General features: G+C 63.2%; 14 protein-coding genes and 1 pseudogene. 8 read left to right on the top strand and 7 right to left on the bottom strand.

The window, feature by feature from the left end:
* Positions 1–176: 176 nt before the first annotated feature.
* Positions 177–416, top strand: coding sequence for a ribbon-helix-helix domain-containing protein (locus RT551_RS04015; RefSeq protein ID WP_313455851.1), 240 nt, complete (start codon positions 177–179; stop codon positions 414–416).
* Positions 416–823, top strand: a pseudogene (locus RT551_RS04020) (putative toxin-antitoxin system toxin component, PIN family); the annotation flags it as partial. The gene RT551_RS04015 and the pseudogene RT551_RS04020, both read left to right, overlap by 1 nt.
* Positions 824–1,011: 188 nt before the next feature.
* On the opposite strand, the gene RT551_RS04025 reads toward RT551_RS04020, so the two are convergent.
* The gene (locus RT551_RS04025) at positions 1,012–1,335 is read right to left on the bottom strand and encodes a hypothetical protein (protein WP_313455852.1); all 324 of its coding nucleotides are present in this window, start codon (positions 1,333–1,335) and stop codon (positions 1,012–1,014) included.
* A 519-nt stretch (positions 1,336–1,854) separates the two neighbouring features.
* On the opposite strand from RT551_RS04025, the gene RT551_RS04030 reads away from it, so the two are divergent.
* Positions 1,855–2,748: a LysR family transcriptional regulator gene (locus RT551_RS04030; protein ID WP_313455853.1), complete on the top strand. Its 894-nt coding sequence runs from the start codon at positions 1,855–1,857 to the stop codon at positions 2,746–2,748.
* Positions 2,749–2,751: 3 nt separating this feature from the next.
* Here the strand turns inward: RT551_RS04030 and RT551_RS04035 are convergent, their stop codons facing one another.
* The 3 genes from RT551_RS04035 to RT551_RS04045 form a co-directional block, all read right to left on the bottom strand.
* Positions 2,752–3,906, bottom strand: coding sequence for a carboxymuconolactone decarboxylase family protein (locus RT551_RS04035; RefSeq protein WP_313455854.1), 1,155 nt, complete (start codon positions 3,904–3,906; stop codon positions 2,752–2,754).
* Entirely contained in the window at positions 3,903–4,958 is a 1,056-nt protein-coding gene (locus tag RT551_RS04040) for an alpha/beta hydrolase (RefSeq protein WP_313455855.1), read from the bottom strand. The genes RT551_RS04035 and RT551_RS04040 overlap by 4 nt, the downstream gene beginning before the upstream one ends.
* A gap of 109 nt (positions 4,959–5,067) precedes the next feature.
* Complete coding sequence (locus tag RT551_RS04045; protein ID WP_282295159.1) at positions 5,068–5,289, bottom strand: hypothetical protein; 222 nt, start codon at positions 5,287–5,289, stop codon at positions 5,068–5,070.
* Between the two features lie 142 nt (positions 5,290–5,431).
* Between RT551_RS04045 and RT551_RS04050 the strand changes: the two genes are divergently transcribed.
* Both RT551_RS04050 and RT551_RS04055 read left to right on the top strand, forming a co-directional pair.
* Positions 5,432–6,256 (top strand): AraC family transcriptional regulator, encoded by an 825-nt coding sequence (locus RT551_RS04050; RefSeq protein WP_313455856.1) that lies wholly within the window; start codon positions 5,432–5,434, stop codon positions 6,254–6,256.
* Between the two features lie 284 nt (positions 6,257–6,540).
* A complete protein-coding gene (locus RT551_RS04055) occupies positions 6,541–7,392 on the top strand; it encodes an alpha/beta fold hydrolase (protein ID WP_313455914.1) in 852 nt (283 codons plus the stop codon).
* 218 nt (positions 7,393–7,610) lie between these two features.
* On the opposite strand, the gene RT551_RS04060 is transcribed toward RT551_RS04055, so the two are convergent.
* On the bottom strand, positions 7,611–9,206 hold the full coding sequence (locus RT551_RS04060; protein ID WP_313455858.1) for a DUF2235 domain-containing protein: 1,596 nt from the start codon (positions 9,204–9,206) through the stop codon (positions 7,611–7,613).
* Between the two features lie 17 nt (positions 9,207–9,223).
* Positions 9,224–9,808 (bottom strand): hypothetical protein, encoded by a 585-nt coding sequence (locus RT551_RS04065; RefSeq protein ID WP_313455860.1) that lies wholly within the window; start codon positions 9,806–9,808, stop codon positions 9,224–9,226.
* Positions 9,809–10,085: 277 nt separating this feature from the next.
* On the opposite strand from RT551_RS04065, the gene RT551_RS04070 reads away from it, so the two are divergent.
* Positions 10,086–11,123, top strand: a complete 1,038-nt coding sequence (locus tag RT551_RS04070; protein WP_313455862.1) for a kelch repeat-containing protein — start codon at positions 10,086–10,088, stop codon at positions 11,121–11,123.
* A 29-nt stretch (positions 11,124–11,152) separates the two neighbouring features.
* Here RT551_RS04070 and RT551_RS04075 read toward each other — a convergent pair whose 3' ends face one another.
* Entirely contained in the window at positions 11,153–11,533 is a 381-nt protein-coding gene (locus RT551_RS04075) for a hypothetical protein (RefSeq protein WP_313455864.1), read from the bottom strand.
* A 72-nt stretch (positions 11,534–11,605) separates the two neighbouring features.
* Between RT551_RS04075 and RT551_RS04080 the strand changes: the two genes are divergently transcribed.
* Together RT551_RS04080 and RT551_RS04085 are read left to right on the top strand one after the other, a co-directional pair.
* A complete protein-coding gene (locus tag RT551_RS04080; protein ID WP_313455866.1) occupies positions 11,606–14,650 on the top strand; it encodes a two-component regulator propeller domain-containing protein in 3,045 nt (1,014 codons plus the stop codon).
* On the top strand, positions 14,643–15,269 hold the full coding sequence (locus tag RT551_RS04085) for a response regulator transcription factor (protein WP_313455915.1): 627 nt from the start codon (positions 14,643–14,645) through the stop codon (positions 15,267–15,269). Before RT551_RS04080 ends, RT551_RS04085 begins: the two co-directional genes overlap by 8 nt.
* The last annotated feature ends 6 nt before the right edge of the window (positions 15,270–15,275 follow it).

Genomic DNA, 15,275 nt, shown 5'->3' on the forward strand with positions numbered 1-15,275 from the left:
GATCTTTATGAAGAAAATCATAATTATGATTTCTCTCATAATCGCCCATAACTTCCGATGCTTCAGCGTCCGACGCGCACCCCTGCCCTGGGAATGAAGGCGTTAGCGACAGCCGCCATTGCGGGGTAAAAAACATGGGCGTATACACAGACATACACCTAGCTCCGGAAGTCACCATGGGTACCGTTCGTTGGAACATTGCTGTTTCGGCCGACATTGACCAATCACTGCGAATGTTCCTGGCTAGCCAGGGCGGCGGCCGGAAAGGCGATCTCTCACGCTTCATTGAAGAGGCCGTTCGCGCATACATCTTTGATTTGAGCGCGGAACAAGCCAAAGCCGCCAACGCGCATTTGACCGAGGCGGAAGTCGCCAATGCTGTTGATGAGGCACTTGCTTGGGCACGTAAGCGCTGATGCGCGTTGTGCTGGATAGCAATATCCTCTTCAGTGCCCTGATTTCGAACAAAGGTTCCCCGGGTGTGATCTATCGCGCGTGGCGTGCCTCGCGCTTTGAGGTAGTCACGTCCCGGATACAACTCGATGAGATCCGAAGAGCGAGCCGATACGCAAAGTTTCAGGCTACCCTCCGACCTGCCAAGGTGGGTGCCATGATCAACCATCTACGTAGGGCAGTTGTTCTGGATCGACTGAACCATCTGGCGGAAACAGATGACCCCGATGATGCCTTCCTCTTGGCCATGGCGCTCGAAGGAGAGGCGGATTACCTCGTGACTGGAGATCACCGGGCTGGAATTCTGCAGATGGGGCACATCGGCCGTGCGCGAATCCTCACGCCGACCCAATTTCGCGATGAGGTGTTGTTATCACTGCCACAACCTTCGCACGAGTTTGGCGAAGTCATTGAGAACAGGCGTGCGACGGGGTTTTCAGCCACGCAGGACGTGGCTCTCCGGGGTCGCGACTACGGCGACCCAGGCATAGAGCAATTGCGTTTCGTGCATTCCTTTGGGGCGGCGGCGCCACCGCCCCACTCATCGGTGCCGTATCGTCAGCTGGCCGGGATCAGCTTCCAGCGATCACCCGTTCCCTGAAACCGCACCACCACCTTCGACAGTGCTTCCGGCGAGGGATTCGCCGCCAGCAGGATCAGCTCCTGCCCGGTGCCCAGATACATCCGTCGCCCCGGCTCCACGCCGAGGTCACGAATCCACAGCCCGCGCGTTTTCATGCACGGCACGCTCGGGCAGCCGGGATAGGTCTCCTCCATGCCTTCATGGTGAAGTGCGTTGATCATTACGCTTTTCGGTGCGCGCCAGAAGCGCCGGCGGAAGGCCCGCTGCTCGTCGGTCAGGTTGGCCCAGTCGTTGTCCATCATGGTTCTCCACTTGTGCTGCTCCCCCGCCAGGATGGCGAGGGAGCCGGGAGGTTCAGAACCGTGGTAACGGATACGGTGCGACGTATTTCCGCGAGGGTGTTGTATTTCGTCACCCTCCCGACACAAGTCGTCCAACATGCAAACCGTTACCGGGTTCTGACACCCGGAGCACACCATGCGACAGATGCGAGGATAGCGGAATTCGAAATGCTCCAATCGACTGGGAACAGCTACGGCGGCGTTGTCGCAAACAATCCATATCCGCCGAATGGGATCGAAACAGCGCTATTCATGGGGACTTACATCACGTTTTCCGTTTCGCGGTGCAGCATGCAGTACACGTGGTGGCCGGGCAGGCACCTATGTCGCTTCCAGCGCATAAGGCGCTGGGCGTGCACCACGTAGAGCGGGGCTTGCCCCGCTGGCCGGGCTTGCCCGGTTCTACACGGAGCTAGCCGGGCAAGCCCGGCTCTACGCGGTGCATAATCGGACACCGTTTATATCCGGGGCGCATCAATGGGCATTGAGAATTACGACCAGCTGGCCATCTTCGTGCTGGTGGCACGCGAACGCAGTTTTACCCGCGCCGCCGCCCAGCTGGGCATGTCCCAGCCGGCCCTGAGCCGGTCCATGCGTCAGCTGGAAGAGCGCCTGGGCGTGCGCCTGCTCGCCCGCACTACCCGCAGCGTGTCCCCCACCGAAGCCGGCGAGCAGCTATTGAACGTGATCGCCCCGCGCTTCGAGGAGATCGACACCGAGCTGGCCCAGCTCAATGCGTTCCGTGACAAGCCGGCCGGGCGTATCCGCATCACCGCCGGCGAGCACTCGGCGCTTACCGTGATGCAGCCGGTACTGGGCAAGCTGCTGCCTCAGTACCCGGACCTCCACATCGAGGTCACTGTCGATTACGGGTTCACCGACATCGTGGCCGAAGGCTATGACGCCGGCATCCGCCTGGGCGAACAGGTGGCCAAGGACATGATCGCCGTGCGCGTGGGCCCGGAGCTGCGCATGGCGGTGGTCGGTTCGCCGGCTTATTTCGAACGCCACCCGAAACCGAAGTCGCCGCACGATCTTACCCAGCACAACTGCATCACCATTCGCCTGCCCACCTATGGCGGCATCTACGTCTGGGAGTTCGAGAAGAAGGGTCAGGAGTTGAAGGTACGGGTGGAAGGCCAGCTGGTGTTCAACAACATTGCCATGCGTCTGGGTGCGGCGCTTGAAGGGCTGGGCCTGGCGTACATGCCCGAGGACCTCGTGCGCCCCCACGTGCAGGCGGGCGCATTGGTGCAGGTGCTGCAGGACTGGTGCGCGCCCTTCCCCGGCTATCACCTGTATTACCCCAGCCGCCGGCAGTCGTCGCCGGCGTTTACCCTGCTGCGGGATGCGCTGCGTTACACGGGGTAAGTCTCACAGCGAGATCTGCGGGGTCTGTTCAAGTGCGTGCAGTGCTCGGGCCGATGCAGCTGTATCACCGCTGTTCGCCAGCAACTGCGCCACGTGCTGCAACTGCGCGCGACTCAATCCCACGCGTTGGCTGGCGGCCATGTGCGAGCGCAGTTGCGACTCCACGCCCGGCATGGCCGCGAGTGCGCCCACCGTGGCCAGCTCGCGGCTCTGCCAGTCCAGGTTGTCTCGTTCGAAGATGTCGCCGAACAGGTGGGTCTGCAGGTACTGGTTGATGATGGCGGCGAAGTCCATCACCGGACCCTTCACCGGCGCACCGGAGATGCGGGTCTGGTTGGCGGTGCCGACCCGGCGCAGGGCCTCGCCCACCGGCACCTCACCCGTGGGCGGCTGACCGGGGTCGGTGGCCACGCCCCTCGCCTTCCGGTCTTCGACCACTTTCATCAGCTCGGTCAGCGCATTGAGGCTTTTCGGGAAGCCGCTGTAGGCGTACATCTGCACCAGTACTTCCTTCGCCTCACTGACCGTCAGCCCGCTATCCAGCCCGCGATTCAACGCCGCGTTCAATTGAGGCAGGTTGCTGGTGGCGGCTGCAGCGGCGATCAACGGAATGGACTGCTGTCTGGCCGTCAGAGGGCCGGGCACATCGGCCTCGACGCTGGCAGCGGCCTCGGTGTACTCGGTCTCACTGACCTGCTCCATCCACGTCACCGCCTTGCCGTCGGCCACGCCGGTCACGGTGAGGTGGGTCATGGCGCTGTGCGGCGCAGCGCCGTGCCAGTGCTTTACGCCCGCCGGGCAGACCACCACGTCACCGGCTTGAATCTGCTGTGCCGGCTTGCCCCATTCCTGGGTCAGGCCAACGCCGGAGGTCACCACCAGCCGCTGGCCTGCCGGGTGGGTATGCCAGGCCGAACGCGCGCCGGGCTCGAAGGTCACATAAGCAGATGAGGCTGCCACCTCGGCATCGGCCGGGAACAGCGGGTCCACCTGTACCTTGCCGGTGAAGTTGGCGGCAGGTCCGATCGTGGTCGCCTGCGTGCCCGCCCGCGTGATCTGTTGGCTTGGGGTTTCGGCGGCGCCTGCAAACGGAGCGGCCATGGACAGCGCGGCGCCCAGCAATGCGTTGCTGGCGGATCTGGTACGGCGTGCAGTCATTGCAGGGTCCTTGCGTAGAACGGGGTGAGTTTGGCCACGGCGGCGTCCACGTATTTCGGCACCCAATAGGTTTCGATGTGGGTGGCACCATCAATCAGTGCCATTTCCTTGTCCGTGGTGCCGGCGGCGGCGGCGTAGGCGGCCACGGTCATGTACAGGCTGTCGGCCTTGCTGCCGGCGATCATCAGCAGCGGCTGGTTGATCAGTGCCATCTGCTCGGTGGCATCGAAGCGCATCAGGTCCAGCAGGCTGCTGGTGGTGTAACGGAACGTGGACCCGGGATGGGCATGGGTCTTCCAGTAGTACTCGTAGCCCTGCCGGTACAGATCGAACGGCAGCTTGGCGATCTGTTCGTCGCTGAGGTTGGCGTCGCCGGAGTACAGCACCTCGCCGCCGGCGGCCTGCTGTGCGCGTGCGGCCGATGCCCGCTGCAGGCGCTGCTGGATCGTGTCCAGCTGGGTGTCCTGATAGCCGTTGCGGCGCACGCGGCCGGAATTGAACATGCTCAGCGTGGCCACGGCCTTGAAGCGCTTGTCGGTCTGGGCGGCCGCCAAGGCGTAGCCACCACCGCCGCAGATGCCGAGCAGGCCGATGCGTTCGGCGTCCACGCCCGGGTAGGTGGAAAGGTAGTCCGCCATGCCATGGATGTCTTCGATGCGATGCACGGGCATGTCCACGTTGCGCGGCTCACCGCCGCTGCCGCCCTGGTAAGCCGCATCGGCGGCGATGGCGATGTAGCCCAGCTCGGCCAGTCTCTGCGCGTACAGGCCGGCGACCTGCTCTTTCACCCCGCCGTTGGGGTGGGCGACCACGATGGCTGCGTACTTCCTCGTTGCTGCGTAGTTGGCCGGGGTGTACACGTTGGCCGCAATGCGGACACCATCCAGATCGTAGGTGACCGGCTGGATGTTGACCTCGCCCGGCGCGTTCTCGGTGAGCGCGCCTTCGTAGGCCAGGGTGAAGGAGTTGAGCCGGTAGTCGGCGGCAGATGCACTGCCGGCGGCAAGGCCGAGCGCGGTCGCCAGCGCAGCAGCCTTCAAAGCGTACCTCATCGGGCAGTTTCCTGGGTCCAGAGTTGGACCCAAAACTATCCCGTGGCGACTAATAGAAACAGCGCATCAGCTGGATATCAGTCATGCGCGTGAGATATGAATCAATGAATCAGGCCAGCATCAGCCACAGGCCGTACAGGCTGATCAGTGCGCCTGCGCCGAGCACCAGCCACGCCACCCCGTTGAAGCGGTGGAATACCTTGGCCAGGCCAAACGCCAATGCGATGGCGGCGATGCCAAAGCCCAGCCAGATCACCGCAGCAACGTTGCTGGGCGAGTCCCAGAAGGACCCGGGCGCACCTACGGCAGCGAACAGAAGACTCAGGCCCATGGACGGATCCTCGAAGTGGATGGCTGGTTGAACACTAGGAAGTTGGCTGTCCGGGCCGGGTGAAGACGCAGCAAGATTCCGCAAACGCCCTCTCTGCCCCTGCGCTACGCTTGTGATCAGTCAACGACACGGAGCAGGCGTCATGGGTGCGGCGCGCAAGGCCCTTTGGTATATCGAGAGCCACTTTGCCGAGAATCCCTCGCTGGCCCAGATTGCGGCCGCGGTTGAGCTTTCGCCGTTTCATCTGTCCCGGCTGTTCCAGGTCAGTACCGGCACGTCGATGGCGCGATACCTGCGGGGGCGTCGGCTGACCGAGGCGGCCCGCACCCTGGCGAGTGGCGGTACGGCCATTCTGGACGTGGCGTTGGGGGCGGGCTACGCCTCGCATGCCGCCTTTACCCATGCCTTTACCGAGCAGTTCAAGCGTGCGCCTGAGCAGGTGCGGCGCGAGGGGCTGGCCGGGCTGGGGCTGGTGGAGGCGATCCGGTTGGATGCCCCTGCCCTGCCTTGTGAGCTTGAGCCCGTGCGCCGACGGGTGGCGGGATTCCGGGTGGCGGGCGTGTGCGCGCGGCATACGGCTGCCACGGTGGCTTCGATTCCCTCGCAGTGGCAGCAGTTGGCGTTGACCCGGGAGCTCGGGCGGGACATTGCGTATGGGGTGTGCTGCAACCGGGATGCTGAGGGGGCGTTTGATTACATTGCCGGGATGGAGATCGGGGCCAGCGCGGCGGTGCCTGCGGCCTGGGGGGCGGTGACCGTTCCGGGTGGCGAGTATCTGGTGGCTTGGCATGCCGGGCATATTTCTGCCATTCGGGAGACGTGGTTCTGGTTGTTGAATGATTTCCTCCCCGGGTCTGGGTTGACCCTGGCGGATGCGCCGGACTTCGAGCGGTATGACGCGCGGTTTGATGACCGCAGCGGGAAAGGTGGGGTGGAGATCTGGTTGCCGTTGGGTGAGATGGGCTGACTTCTGGGAGAGATTCTGTGCGGATGATTGCGGCTTTTTTTGCGGTGTTGGGTTGCTTGGTTGGGCCGATTGGTGTCGCGAAGAGCAGCCGGGCAGAGCCCGGCTCTACGGGTTCCATGGCATCCAGCGGGCACGTGGTGGGTGAGGTTCATGGTGTGGCGCATACGCCTAGTGCTGCGATTCGTGATGCGGAGCGCAGTGACCAGGTGCGCTACACGGTGTGGTACCCGGCACAGGCTGGAGCGAAGGAAGCGGCGATCACGATCGGGCCGCCGGGGAATCCGCTGTTTGAGGTTGGATCTTCGGCTGCGGATGCGCCGGTTGCAGCGGGGCGCTGGCCGGTGCTGCTGTTGTCGCACGGTAACGGCGGCACTGCGCGCATGATGGGCTGGTTTGGTACCGCCTTGGCCCGTGCGGGTTATGTGGTGGTGGCGGTGGATCATCCTGGAAACAACGGCATGGATGCGATGACCGCTGCTGGCAGCATTCTGATGTGGAACCGGGCTGATGATCTGGCCGTTGCCTGGACCGCTGTGCAGGCCCATTCCAGGCTCGCCGCGCATGTCGATGCCACGCGGCTGGGACTGGTGGGTTATTCCGCCGGCGGCTACACCGCGCTGGTGGCGGCCGGTGCTCGGCCGGACATGGCGCGGCTGGTGGCCTTCTGCGATGCGAATCCGAAGGATGGCGTCTGCGCGCCGCAGCTTGAGAATCCTGAGTTCACCTTTGAACGGCGGATGGCGTTGGCGGCTGCACCGCAGATGGTGCCTTGGGTGGCCAAGTCAGGGGAAGACCGACGCATTCCGAACGTGCGTGCGGTGTTCCTGATGGCACCGGCGATTGTGCAGGCGTTTGATCCTGCTGAATTGGCGAAGCTGGATGTGCCGGTGCATGTGCTGGTGGGCGAAGCCGATACGGTCGCCTCACCTGCTACGAACAGCAAGGTAATCGCGGCTGAAAATTCCAAGGCTCGCCTGCAGTTGCTGCCTGCTGTGGGGCATTACGACTTTTTGTCCGAATGTACGGAGCTGGGGCGCGAGCGAGCGGGCCCGTTGTGTGAGGGGCGAGCTGATAGGAAGGCGACGCATCAGGCAGCGATTGAGAAGGCCGAAAAGATCTTCAATGCAGCGTTGTGAAGATTCCCATTCAATACCGGAACGATATGCCGTGAAGCATGTGATTCGTAGAGCCGGGCTTGCCCGGCTGAAGGCGATGCATCACCTGCCAGCCGGGCAAGCCCGGCTCTACGGTACGGCGCGGTAGCATCGCCACAAAGATAGGGCCATCAGGCTCCCGCCCAGGGCGACCAGCAGAGGCACAGCCACCTGCGTTGTTGGCCCGCCTCGGCCCGCAGCTAACGCGCCATGCCACCCATTGCGGGTTCTATCGCGTCTCGAGCCTGTCCCTGCTGCCGCTGCTGGTCCTGCTGCAGGTTGGCATCCTGCCCTGCTCTCTCCAGTATCTGGTCGGAAATGGCCAGCGGCATGTGTTTGGCCTGCTCGATATCAAACGGTACCCGGCGCTGATCGTGCGCGTTGCTGCCGTTCTCGACCAGGAACGCATAGCCCTTGGTGCCGACAACCACGGCGTCTACCCAAGATATGTCGCGGCTGTCCTTCATGCTGGCCAAGGCGGAGCGGCTGAACTGCTCACGTTCGGTGTCGCTGGCAAAACTGATCTGCCCGCTACGTTCGGCGATCTGAACCCCTTCTCGGATGCGTAGAAGCGACGAATGGCTGGGATGCTCGGGCGAGTCCGGACTGGGACGTGGCGGCGCAGTCCTGGCCATATCGCGCTGCAGGGCCTGCTGGACCAGTGCCTGCAGTTGTGCCCGCTCGATTGCATCGACCGGAATGGAACGGTACTCGAATTGCGACGCCAGCTTCTGATCGACCGGCTCGGAATCTCGACAGGGGTCGACAATTTTGCAGCTGGCCAGCTCGTCGCGGAGGTTGCGCTGGCCATCGTTATCCAGCTTCAATCCGAACACGGCGGTGGCACCGCCGGCCTGATACACGGTGACCGACGAAAGATCCGTGGGCACGGGGCGCTTCTCGAACAGCGGGCGGTCGCTCAGCTGATTGAGGTAGTCGAAGGCCGCGTTGCCGGTAAGAATCTCCAGCCCGGGCTCCTTGTTGCCACCGCCCACGTTGGAGTGGCCGCCCGGTGCCGTCGCGTTGATGGCTAGGCGATCTGCCGTGATGCCAGGATCGTTGATGGTCTGATGCGGGAACAGTTCGCGCCGCTCATCGGCAGCGAGAATGGAGACGCGGGAAATGACGCTGGGTGGCAGGCGGGCGTCGTAGTTCGCTGGCATGTGGGTGGCGACGGGGTCGAGCAGCAGTGCTGCCTGCGCCACCTTTCCTGGTGCGACCAACGGAGGCAGTTCTGAAACAACGGTGATGTTTCCGTCTCTGTCAGATCCGAACGCAAGGCTGTCTGGATTCGCGATGCCATATTTGTCCACCAGGCGCAGCAGGCCTGGCGTCTGAACCGCGCCTCGGCTGTAACCGGCACCGACCACGCTGATTTCAGCCTGCGGATCGTCCCTCATCCAGACTGCGCTTCTGTTCGCCAGCGCGAGGTATGCCTTCTCGATCCCATCGCGGTATGAGTGTGCGAAGGCCCCGTCTATTGCGCGCCCTATCGCATCGGATTGTGTACCGATACCCTTGGAGTAGTGAGCGCCAAGGCGGTTCCCGGGATCGCGCTCGAGACGTTCTGCCTGTTGGAAAGCCAAGCCAATCGTGGTGGGATCGCCCAGCTTTGGGTTGTTCAGATCCTGGCCGGTTCCATCCAGAAAAGCAAAGAACAGGTGTTGATGCGGGTCGTCGCGGCGCTGCAGGATCGGGACGGCAAGCGCGCCAAGCTGCCGATGCAGCTCTAGTTCCCTGTTCAAATCATCTGCGGTGGCCGGACGACTGCCGCTGCCTGCGCCAACATTTCCCATGGCAACGCTCCCTTTGCTCAGTACGTGTAGGTCTTGACCAGCACCAGATCGTCGCGCCGTGCGCTATGTGGGTTGCCTGGAATCTGCAGGTGTTTAGTGGGCACGTAGGCCCTCATGTACACGCGGATGGTCCGGTCGTTGACCTCCAGAAGGATGTCCGGATTAACCGGAATCTTTCCGTTGGGCACGTCTTTTAGCTCTTCCTTTGGCACAAAGTGCCGAATCAGCTGATCCTCGAACAGCGTGCCGATATCAATCTCTGCGTCATGCTCGCTACCGTCCTTTGAGGTCCAGGTCACCTTGGCCGGCGGCGGGAAGTTACGTATTCCTCCATGGCCACTGGTCCACTTGTCCAGATAGCCCAATCCATAAGTGGAAGCAGGCGGTGAAGGCTTCGGGTCGCCGTGATGGACCTCCGCGTAGACAACTTTGCAGCTCTGCGTGTCGTAGCAGCGGGCACTGAATCCGTGTTCCTCAAAGCGCAAAGGCCAGGTTGGCTGCTTGTAGTTCATCGTTGCCGCCTTGGCGGGATCGCCTTCCGGGGCCAGTTCTCCGCTCGTCAGGACGGGCGTCTCCGGGTAGGTGTATCGCGCGTTTGCCATGGGCGCACTCTCCTGGATCTGTGTCGTTGCGGGTGCCGCGCCCCCGTTGGCAGCGCAGGCACCCAACGCCAAACTGGTCACTGCTGCCATCTGCACGGGGAGTCTGCGCATGGATGTACCCTGATCGTCTTGTATTACGGGAGCCGGAATAGTTACCGACGTTATCACAGGTTCTGGGCGCTGGCCGGCAGGAGGAGTGTTAACTGCCAATGACGACACATTGTGTCGCTATAGGCGATGATGCGGGTAGCCAGCCCGATCTGCAGGAGACTTGAGCATGACGCGTCGTACCTATCACTTGTTCCGGAGCCCGCGCCTTTCCTGTCGTGCGATTGCTATCGGCCTGGTACTCAGCGCAGCGGTAGGCACCGCATCCGCAAGCAATTCCGAGACATCTGTTTCCGGTTGGCAGACGCTGCAAACCACCGGCAGCGCCCAGGGACGACACGAAAGTTCGGGGGTCGTCATCGGCGACCACCTTTACGTGATGGGTGGTCGTGGCGACCGTGCCCTGCAGGCGCTGGACTTGAAGATGCGCACATGGCGCACGCTGGCGGCACCGCCGCTTGAGGTTCACCACGCTCAAGCGATTGCCCATGCCGGCAAGCTGCTGATCATCACAGGCTTTACTGGCGGGTTCCCGGACGAAACACCGCTACCAAACGTACTGGTCTATGACCCGGGCACAAATCGCTGGACCCAGGGCGCGGAGATTCCCGAAGCACGCCGCCGTGGTGCCGCGGGGGTGGCGCTCAACGGGGACACCGCCTACGTGGTCGGCGGCAACGCCAAGGGCCACAACAACGGCTATGTCCGCTGGGCCGACGCCTTCAACATCGCCACAGGAGAATGGAAGGTGCTTGCCGACGCACCGCATGCGCGGGACCACTTCCACGCAGTGGTGGTCAACGGTCGCGTCTATGCAGCCGCAGGCCGCGAATCCTCGCACAATACCGGCGAGTCCTTCTCCAGAACGGTGAAGCCGGTGGATGTCTACGACATTGCCAGCAACACCTGGCGCACCCTGCCCTCGCCCATTCCGACTCCGCGCGCCGGCACGTCGGCGGTGGCGGCCGCCGGCAAGGTGCTGGTGCTGGGGGGCGAAAGCGGCAGCCAGACCGAGGCGCACGACGAAGTGGAAGCACTCGACCCCGCGTCCGGTGCCTGGACCACCCTGCCGTCACTGAAACAAGGTCGCCACGGATTCCAGGCTGGGCGTCACGGTGAATCCGTGGTGGTCGCGGCGGGCAGTGCAAACCGGGGGGGCGGCCCAGAGCTCAACAGTGTGGAGGCGCTGCACGTCGAGTCGGACTGATCCTGCACACGCAGTTTCAGGCAGACCTGTCACTCGTCATCAGGTGCCCGCGCCTGCAGGTGCACCACGCGCCTGCCATGCAGCCGGGCATCCAGCGAAAGCGCGCCCGGCCCCAATAAGGCAAGGGCGATGAACACACACAGGTGTACCGCCCAGACCTCCGCCAGTGGCACCCGCAACAGCGAAAGGAGTGCAAGCCCGCACGCAACAAGCGCTGCGACAGTGGTGACCAGGCCGACCAGCAGTGCGAATGCAGTCACGGATGCAAGCATGCACACCAGCAGCGCGGCCGCACCTGACAACTGCATCGCCAGTATCGTGCTGATGAGTGAAAAAGCGCCTGCCAGGCGCAGGAATACCAGGCCGACGCCTGCGGTGCCGCCGGGGAATCTGTAAACGTATCCAGTCATGCGCCACGATAGCCCGAAAGGCAGGGGCGGCAAGACTCGAAAGAAGGGTGCCAGCCTATCTGAACGGGGGGTATGATCCGCACGATGTGGCTCCCTTTCCGCCTGACACTCAGCTTGTTTCTGCTGGTATCTGCCTGTGCCCACGCGGGCCAGGCATCCGGCTTGAGCGGCTATGTGCATCAGCGTTGGCTGGAGGGCAATGACGCGCCGGTTCCGGTGGTGTCGATCGTGCAGGGGCGGGACGGTTTCATCTGGCTGGCAACGGGCGATGGTTTGTACCGCTTTGACGGCATCCGGTTCGAGCGGATCGACGCCGAGACGCCCCTGAAGAACGACGCGCCCAGCGCCCTGCTGGCGACCCGGTCCGGCGACATCTGGGTCAGCTTTGAGAGCTCGCACCGGCTTGGCGTCTACCGCAACGGCACACTTCGTCTGATGGAGGGTCCCCCCGCCCCAGACCGGGTGGTCAGCATGGCCGAGGGCGATGACGGCACCATCTGGGCATTGACGGCCAACTACAACGCGCAGGTTCTTCGCCTGAAGGATGGCACAACCCGGGTGTTCGACGCGCGCGATGGCCTGCCCGAAAGCAATGCGTCACAGGTGCTGGTGGCAGGCGACGGCACGCTGTGGGTATCCGCCAGCGAAGGGGCTGCCTGGTTGCGGCCCGGTGAGGAACGATTCCATGTTCTGAACGCCGGGCTGCCCACCCGCCTTTCGCGGGATTCGCAAGGCAACATATGGGCGTCGGACCGCACGGGTACCTATGCGTTGCCGTCAAACCCCGGCCGCGGCGCGGTTGCTGCCTCTTCCCCGCACTACCCCACGGACGAGCTGGATGTTCGCGGCATGCCGGTGTTCGACCGCAAGGGCAACCTGTGGGTGGTCACGCGCTATCAGGGCGTGCGCCGCTATCAAGCAGTGAACAGCGCGTCCCAGTTGCAGGCCCCCGCCGAGGCTTTCACTACCCAGGAGGGTTTGTCTTCCGACATCGTTCACGTCATCTTCGAGGACCGCGAAGGCAATCTCTGGATTGGCACGGAAGGCGGACTGGATCGTCTGAGAGAGGCGGCCTTCGTCCGCGAGCCATCGTTGGCCTCCCCTGCCCGCTTCGGGGACAAGTTGCTAGCAGGCCACGACGGGACCGTGTACATCGGACAGGCGAACACCGTTTTCCGCGTACCTGCGCAGGGGGTTCCCGAGCGCATCATCGAGAACATCATCGAGCCTGAGGCGATTTGCGAATCTGCACAGGGAAGCGTCTGGGTCGTGCTGCGCAACGAGGTGCTTGTCTGGTCAGAACGGACTCCGCTGCGGCGGCTGCAACGTCCTGATCTGGAAGCCCGCCACAACATCGCCTATGACTGCGCCTTCGACGCCGAGAGCGGCTTCTGGATGTCGTCCGCTGGCGGTGGCGTGCATGTGCTGCGCAAAGGACAGTGGCAGAAGGTGTTCGATGCTGACGGCGATGCCGCGACCTACCCTACGACGCTGACGTCCACCCCCAGCGGCGGCATTGCATTTCAGTCAGGCGAACGACTGATGCGGTATGAAGCAGGTCGCATGTCAACGACACCGCTGCGCTTTGGCGGCAGCCCGCCGAAAGTGGTGACGCTGCAGGCGTCGGAGGGCCATCTGTACGCGGCAGGGGCTTTTGGGCTGACGCGCCTGGATGATAAGGGGGGTGTCACGGCCTGGGCCCCCGACATCACACCTGCCAGCCGGATCAATGGCCTGGTCCAGACGCCCGGTGGAGACCTGTGGCTGACCTACCCGCGCATGCTGGCGAGGGTGTCCAGGGAGGAGCTGGAGCAGGCATTTGCGAAAGGGAAGCTCGAGCCACCCCGGTTTTCGCTTGGCCGCGGCGACGGGCTGGCAAGCCGCGCCCATTCGCATTCACAGCGCGCCCTGGTGATGGGAGGAGATGGCCGTCTGTGGATTGCGACCCAGACCGGCACGTTATGGCTGGATCCTTCCTCGTTGGGGAAGAGCGACGTTGCCCCGGGGGTTTTGATCGCCGCCTTGAGGGATGGCACGAACGTGCATCGCGATCCCGTCAGCATTCAGCTCCCCGCCGCCACGACCAAGCTCGAGATTGACTACGCGGTGCTGACCTTTTCCGATCCGCAGCGTGCCCAGGTGAAGTATCGCCTGAAGGGATTCGATCAGGACTGGGTACATCCTGGCCAGCGGCGCCAGGCGTTCTATACCAACCTGACACCGGGCAGGTACCGCTTTGAGGTCATGGCCGCCAACAGCGATGGCGTCTGGAGCCCCGCCCCTGCTTCCTTGGACTTCGAGATTCCCAAGACGTTCTTCCAGACCGGCTGGTTTCCGTTGCTGTGCCTTGCGGCGACGCTTCTTGTTCTGTTCGCACTACATCGCCTGCATCTCAGGCGAACCTCGAATCAGATCCGGACCCTGCTTGAGGAACGCAACGCCGAGCGGGAACGCATTGCGCGCGAGCTTCATGACACGCTGCTGCAGGGGGTGATGGGCCTTGTGCTGCGCTTCCAGGCGGTTGCCAATACGATGCCCAAGGAAACGCCGGTCGCCCGAAAGCTGGATTCCGCGCTGGTGGCGGCAGACGCGGTTGTGACCGAAGCGCGAAACAGCGTCCACGACCTTAGGGGCGCAGACGAAGGCGAGGACCTGCTTGCTACGCTCAAACGCATCGCGGCTGACACGGCGTTTTCCCCGCCGGTATCGGTTCGCATCCTGATTGAAGGTCAGCCGCGCCGGCTGCATCCGCTGGTGGCTGAGGAGATCGCCAAGATCGTCAAAGAGGGCCTGCTGAACATCGCGCATCACGCCCAGGCCAGTGAAGTGGAGATCGCCGTCGACTATGCGTCCCGCCATCTGGCGGTCAGGGTGCGCGACGATGGCGTTGGCATTCCCGAGGATGTGCTTGAGCAGGGCCGGAAAGCCGGTCACTTTGGAATGGTCGGCATGCGGGAACGCGCGGAGCGGATTGGCGGCACCCTCAACATCATCAGTGTGCGGGGAGATGGGGTCGAACTGACGCTGCTGCTGCCCGGGAAGCTGGCCTATGGCGAACGGCATGAACGAAAGGTCACCTGGTGGAAACGAATGTTTGGGAGAGCAACCAATGACTGAAAACAACGTGCGCGTGCTGGTGGTGGATGACCACCCGGTATTGCGGGCTGGCGTGAGTGCCCTGTTTGAGGACCGCACCGATATCACGATTGTCGGTGAGGCCGACAACGGCCATGACGCCCTTCTCCAGTTCCGGGCACTGAAGCCGGATGTGGTGCTGATGGATCTTCAGATGCCGGGAAGCAATGGACTGGAAGGCATCACGTCCATCCGTGCGGAGTTTCCCGATGCCCGCATCATTGTACTGACCACCTACCAGGGCGATGCTTCAGCCGTGGCCGCGCTCAAGGCAGGCGCGATGGGCTATCTGCTCAAGAGCGGCCTGCGTACGGAACTGGCGGATGCGGTGCTGAATGTGTCCCGAGGCAAGCGCCATGTGCACCGTGAGGTCGCCGATGAGATCGCGCTGCATGTGGGTGACGGCATGCTGACCGATCGGGAGGTCGCGATTCTGAGGCTGGTCGCCAATGGAAAAGCCAACAAGCAGATTGGGTCCGAGCTGAATCTGACCGAGGCAACCGTCAAGGGACATCTGAAGAGCATCTTTGCCAAGCTGGGCGTGGCCGACCGCACTCATGCCGTCACGATTGCGGCACGGCGCGGCATCATCGACCTGTGACCGGCG

The sequence above is a fragment of the Stenotrophomonas sp. genome (assembly GCF_032103445.1).
GTDB lineage: Bacteria > Pseudomonadota > Gammaproteobacteria > Xanthomonadales > Xanthomonadaceae > Stenotrophomonas.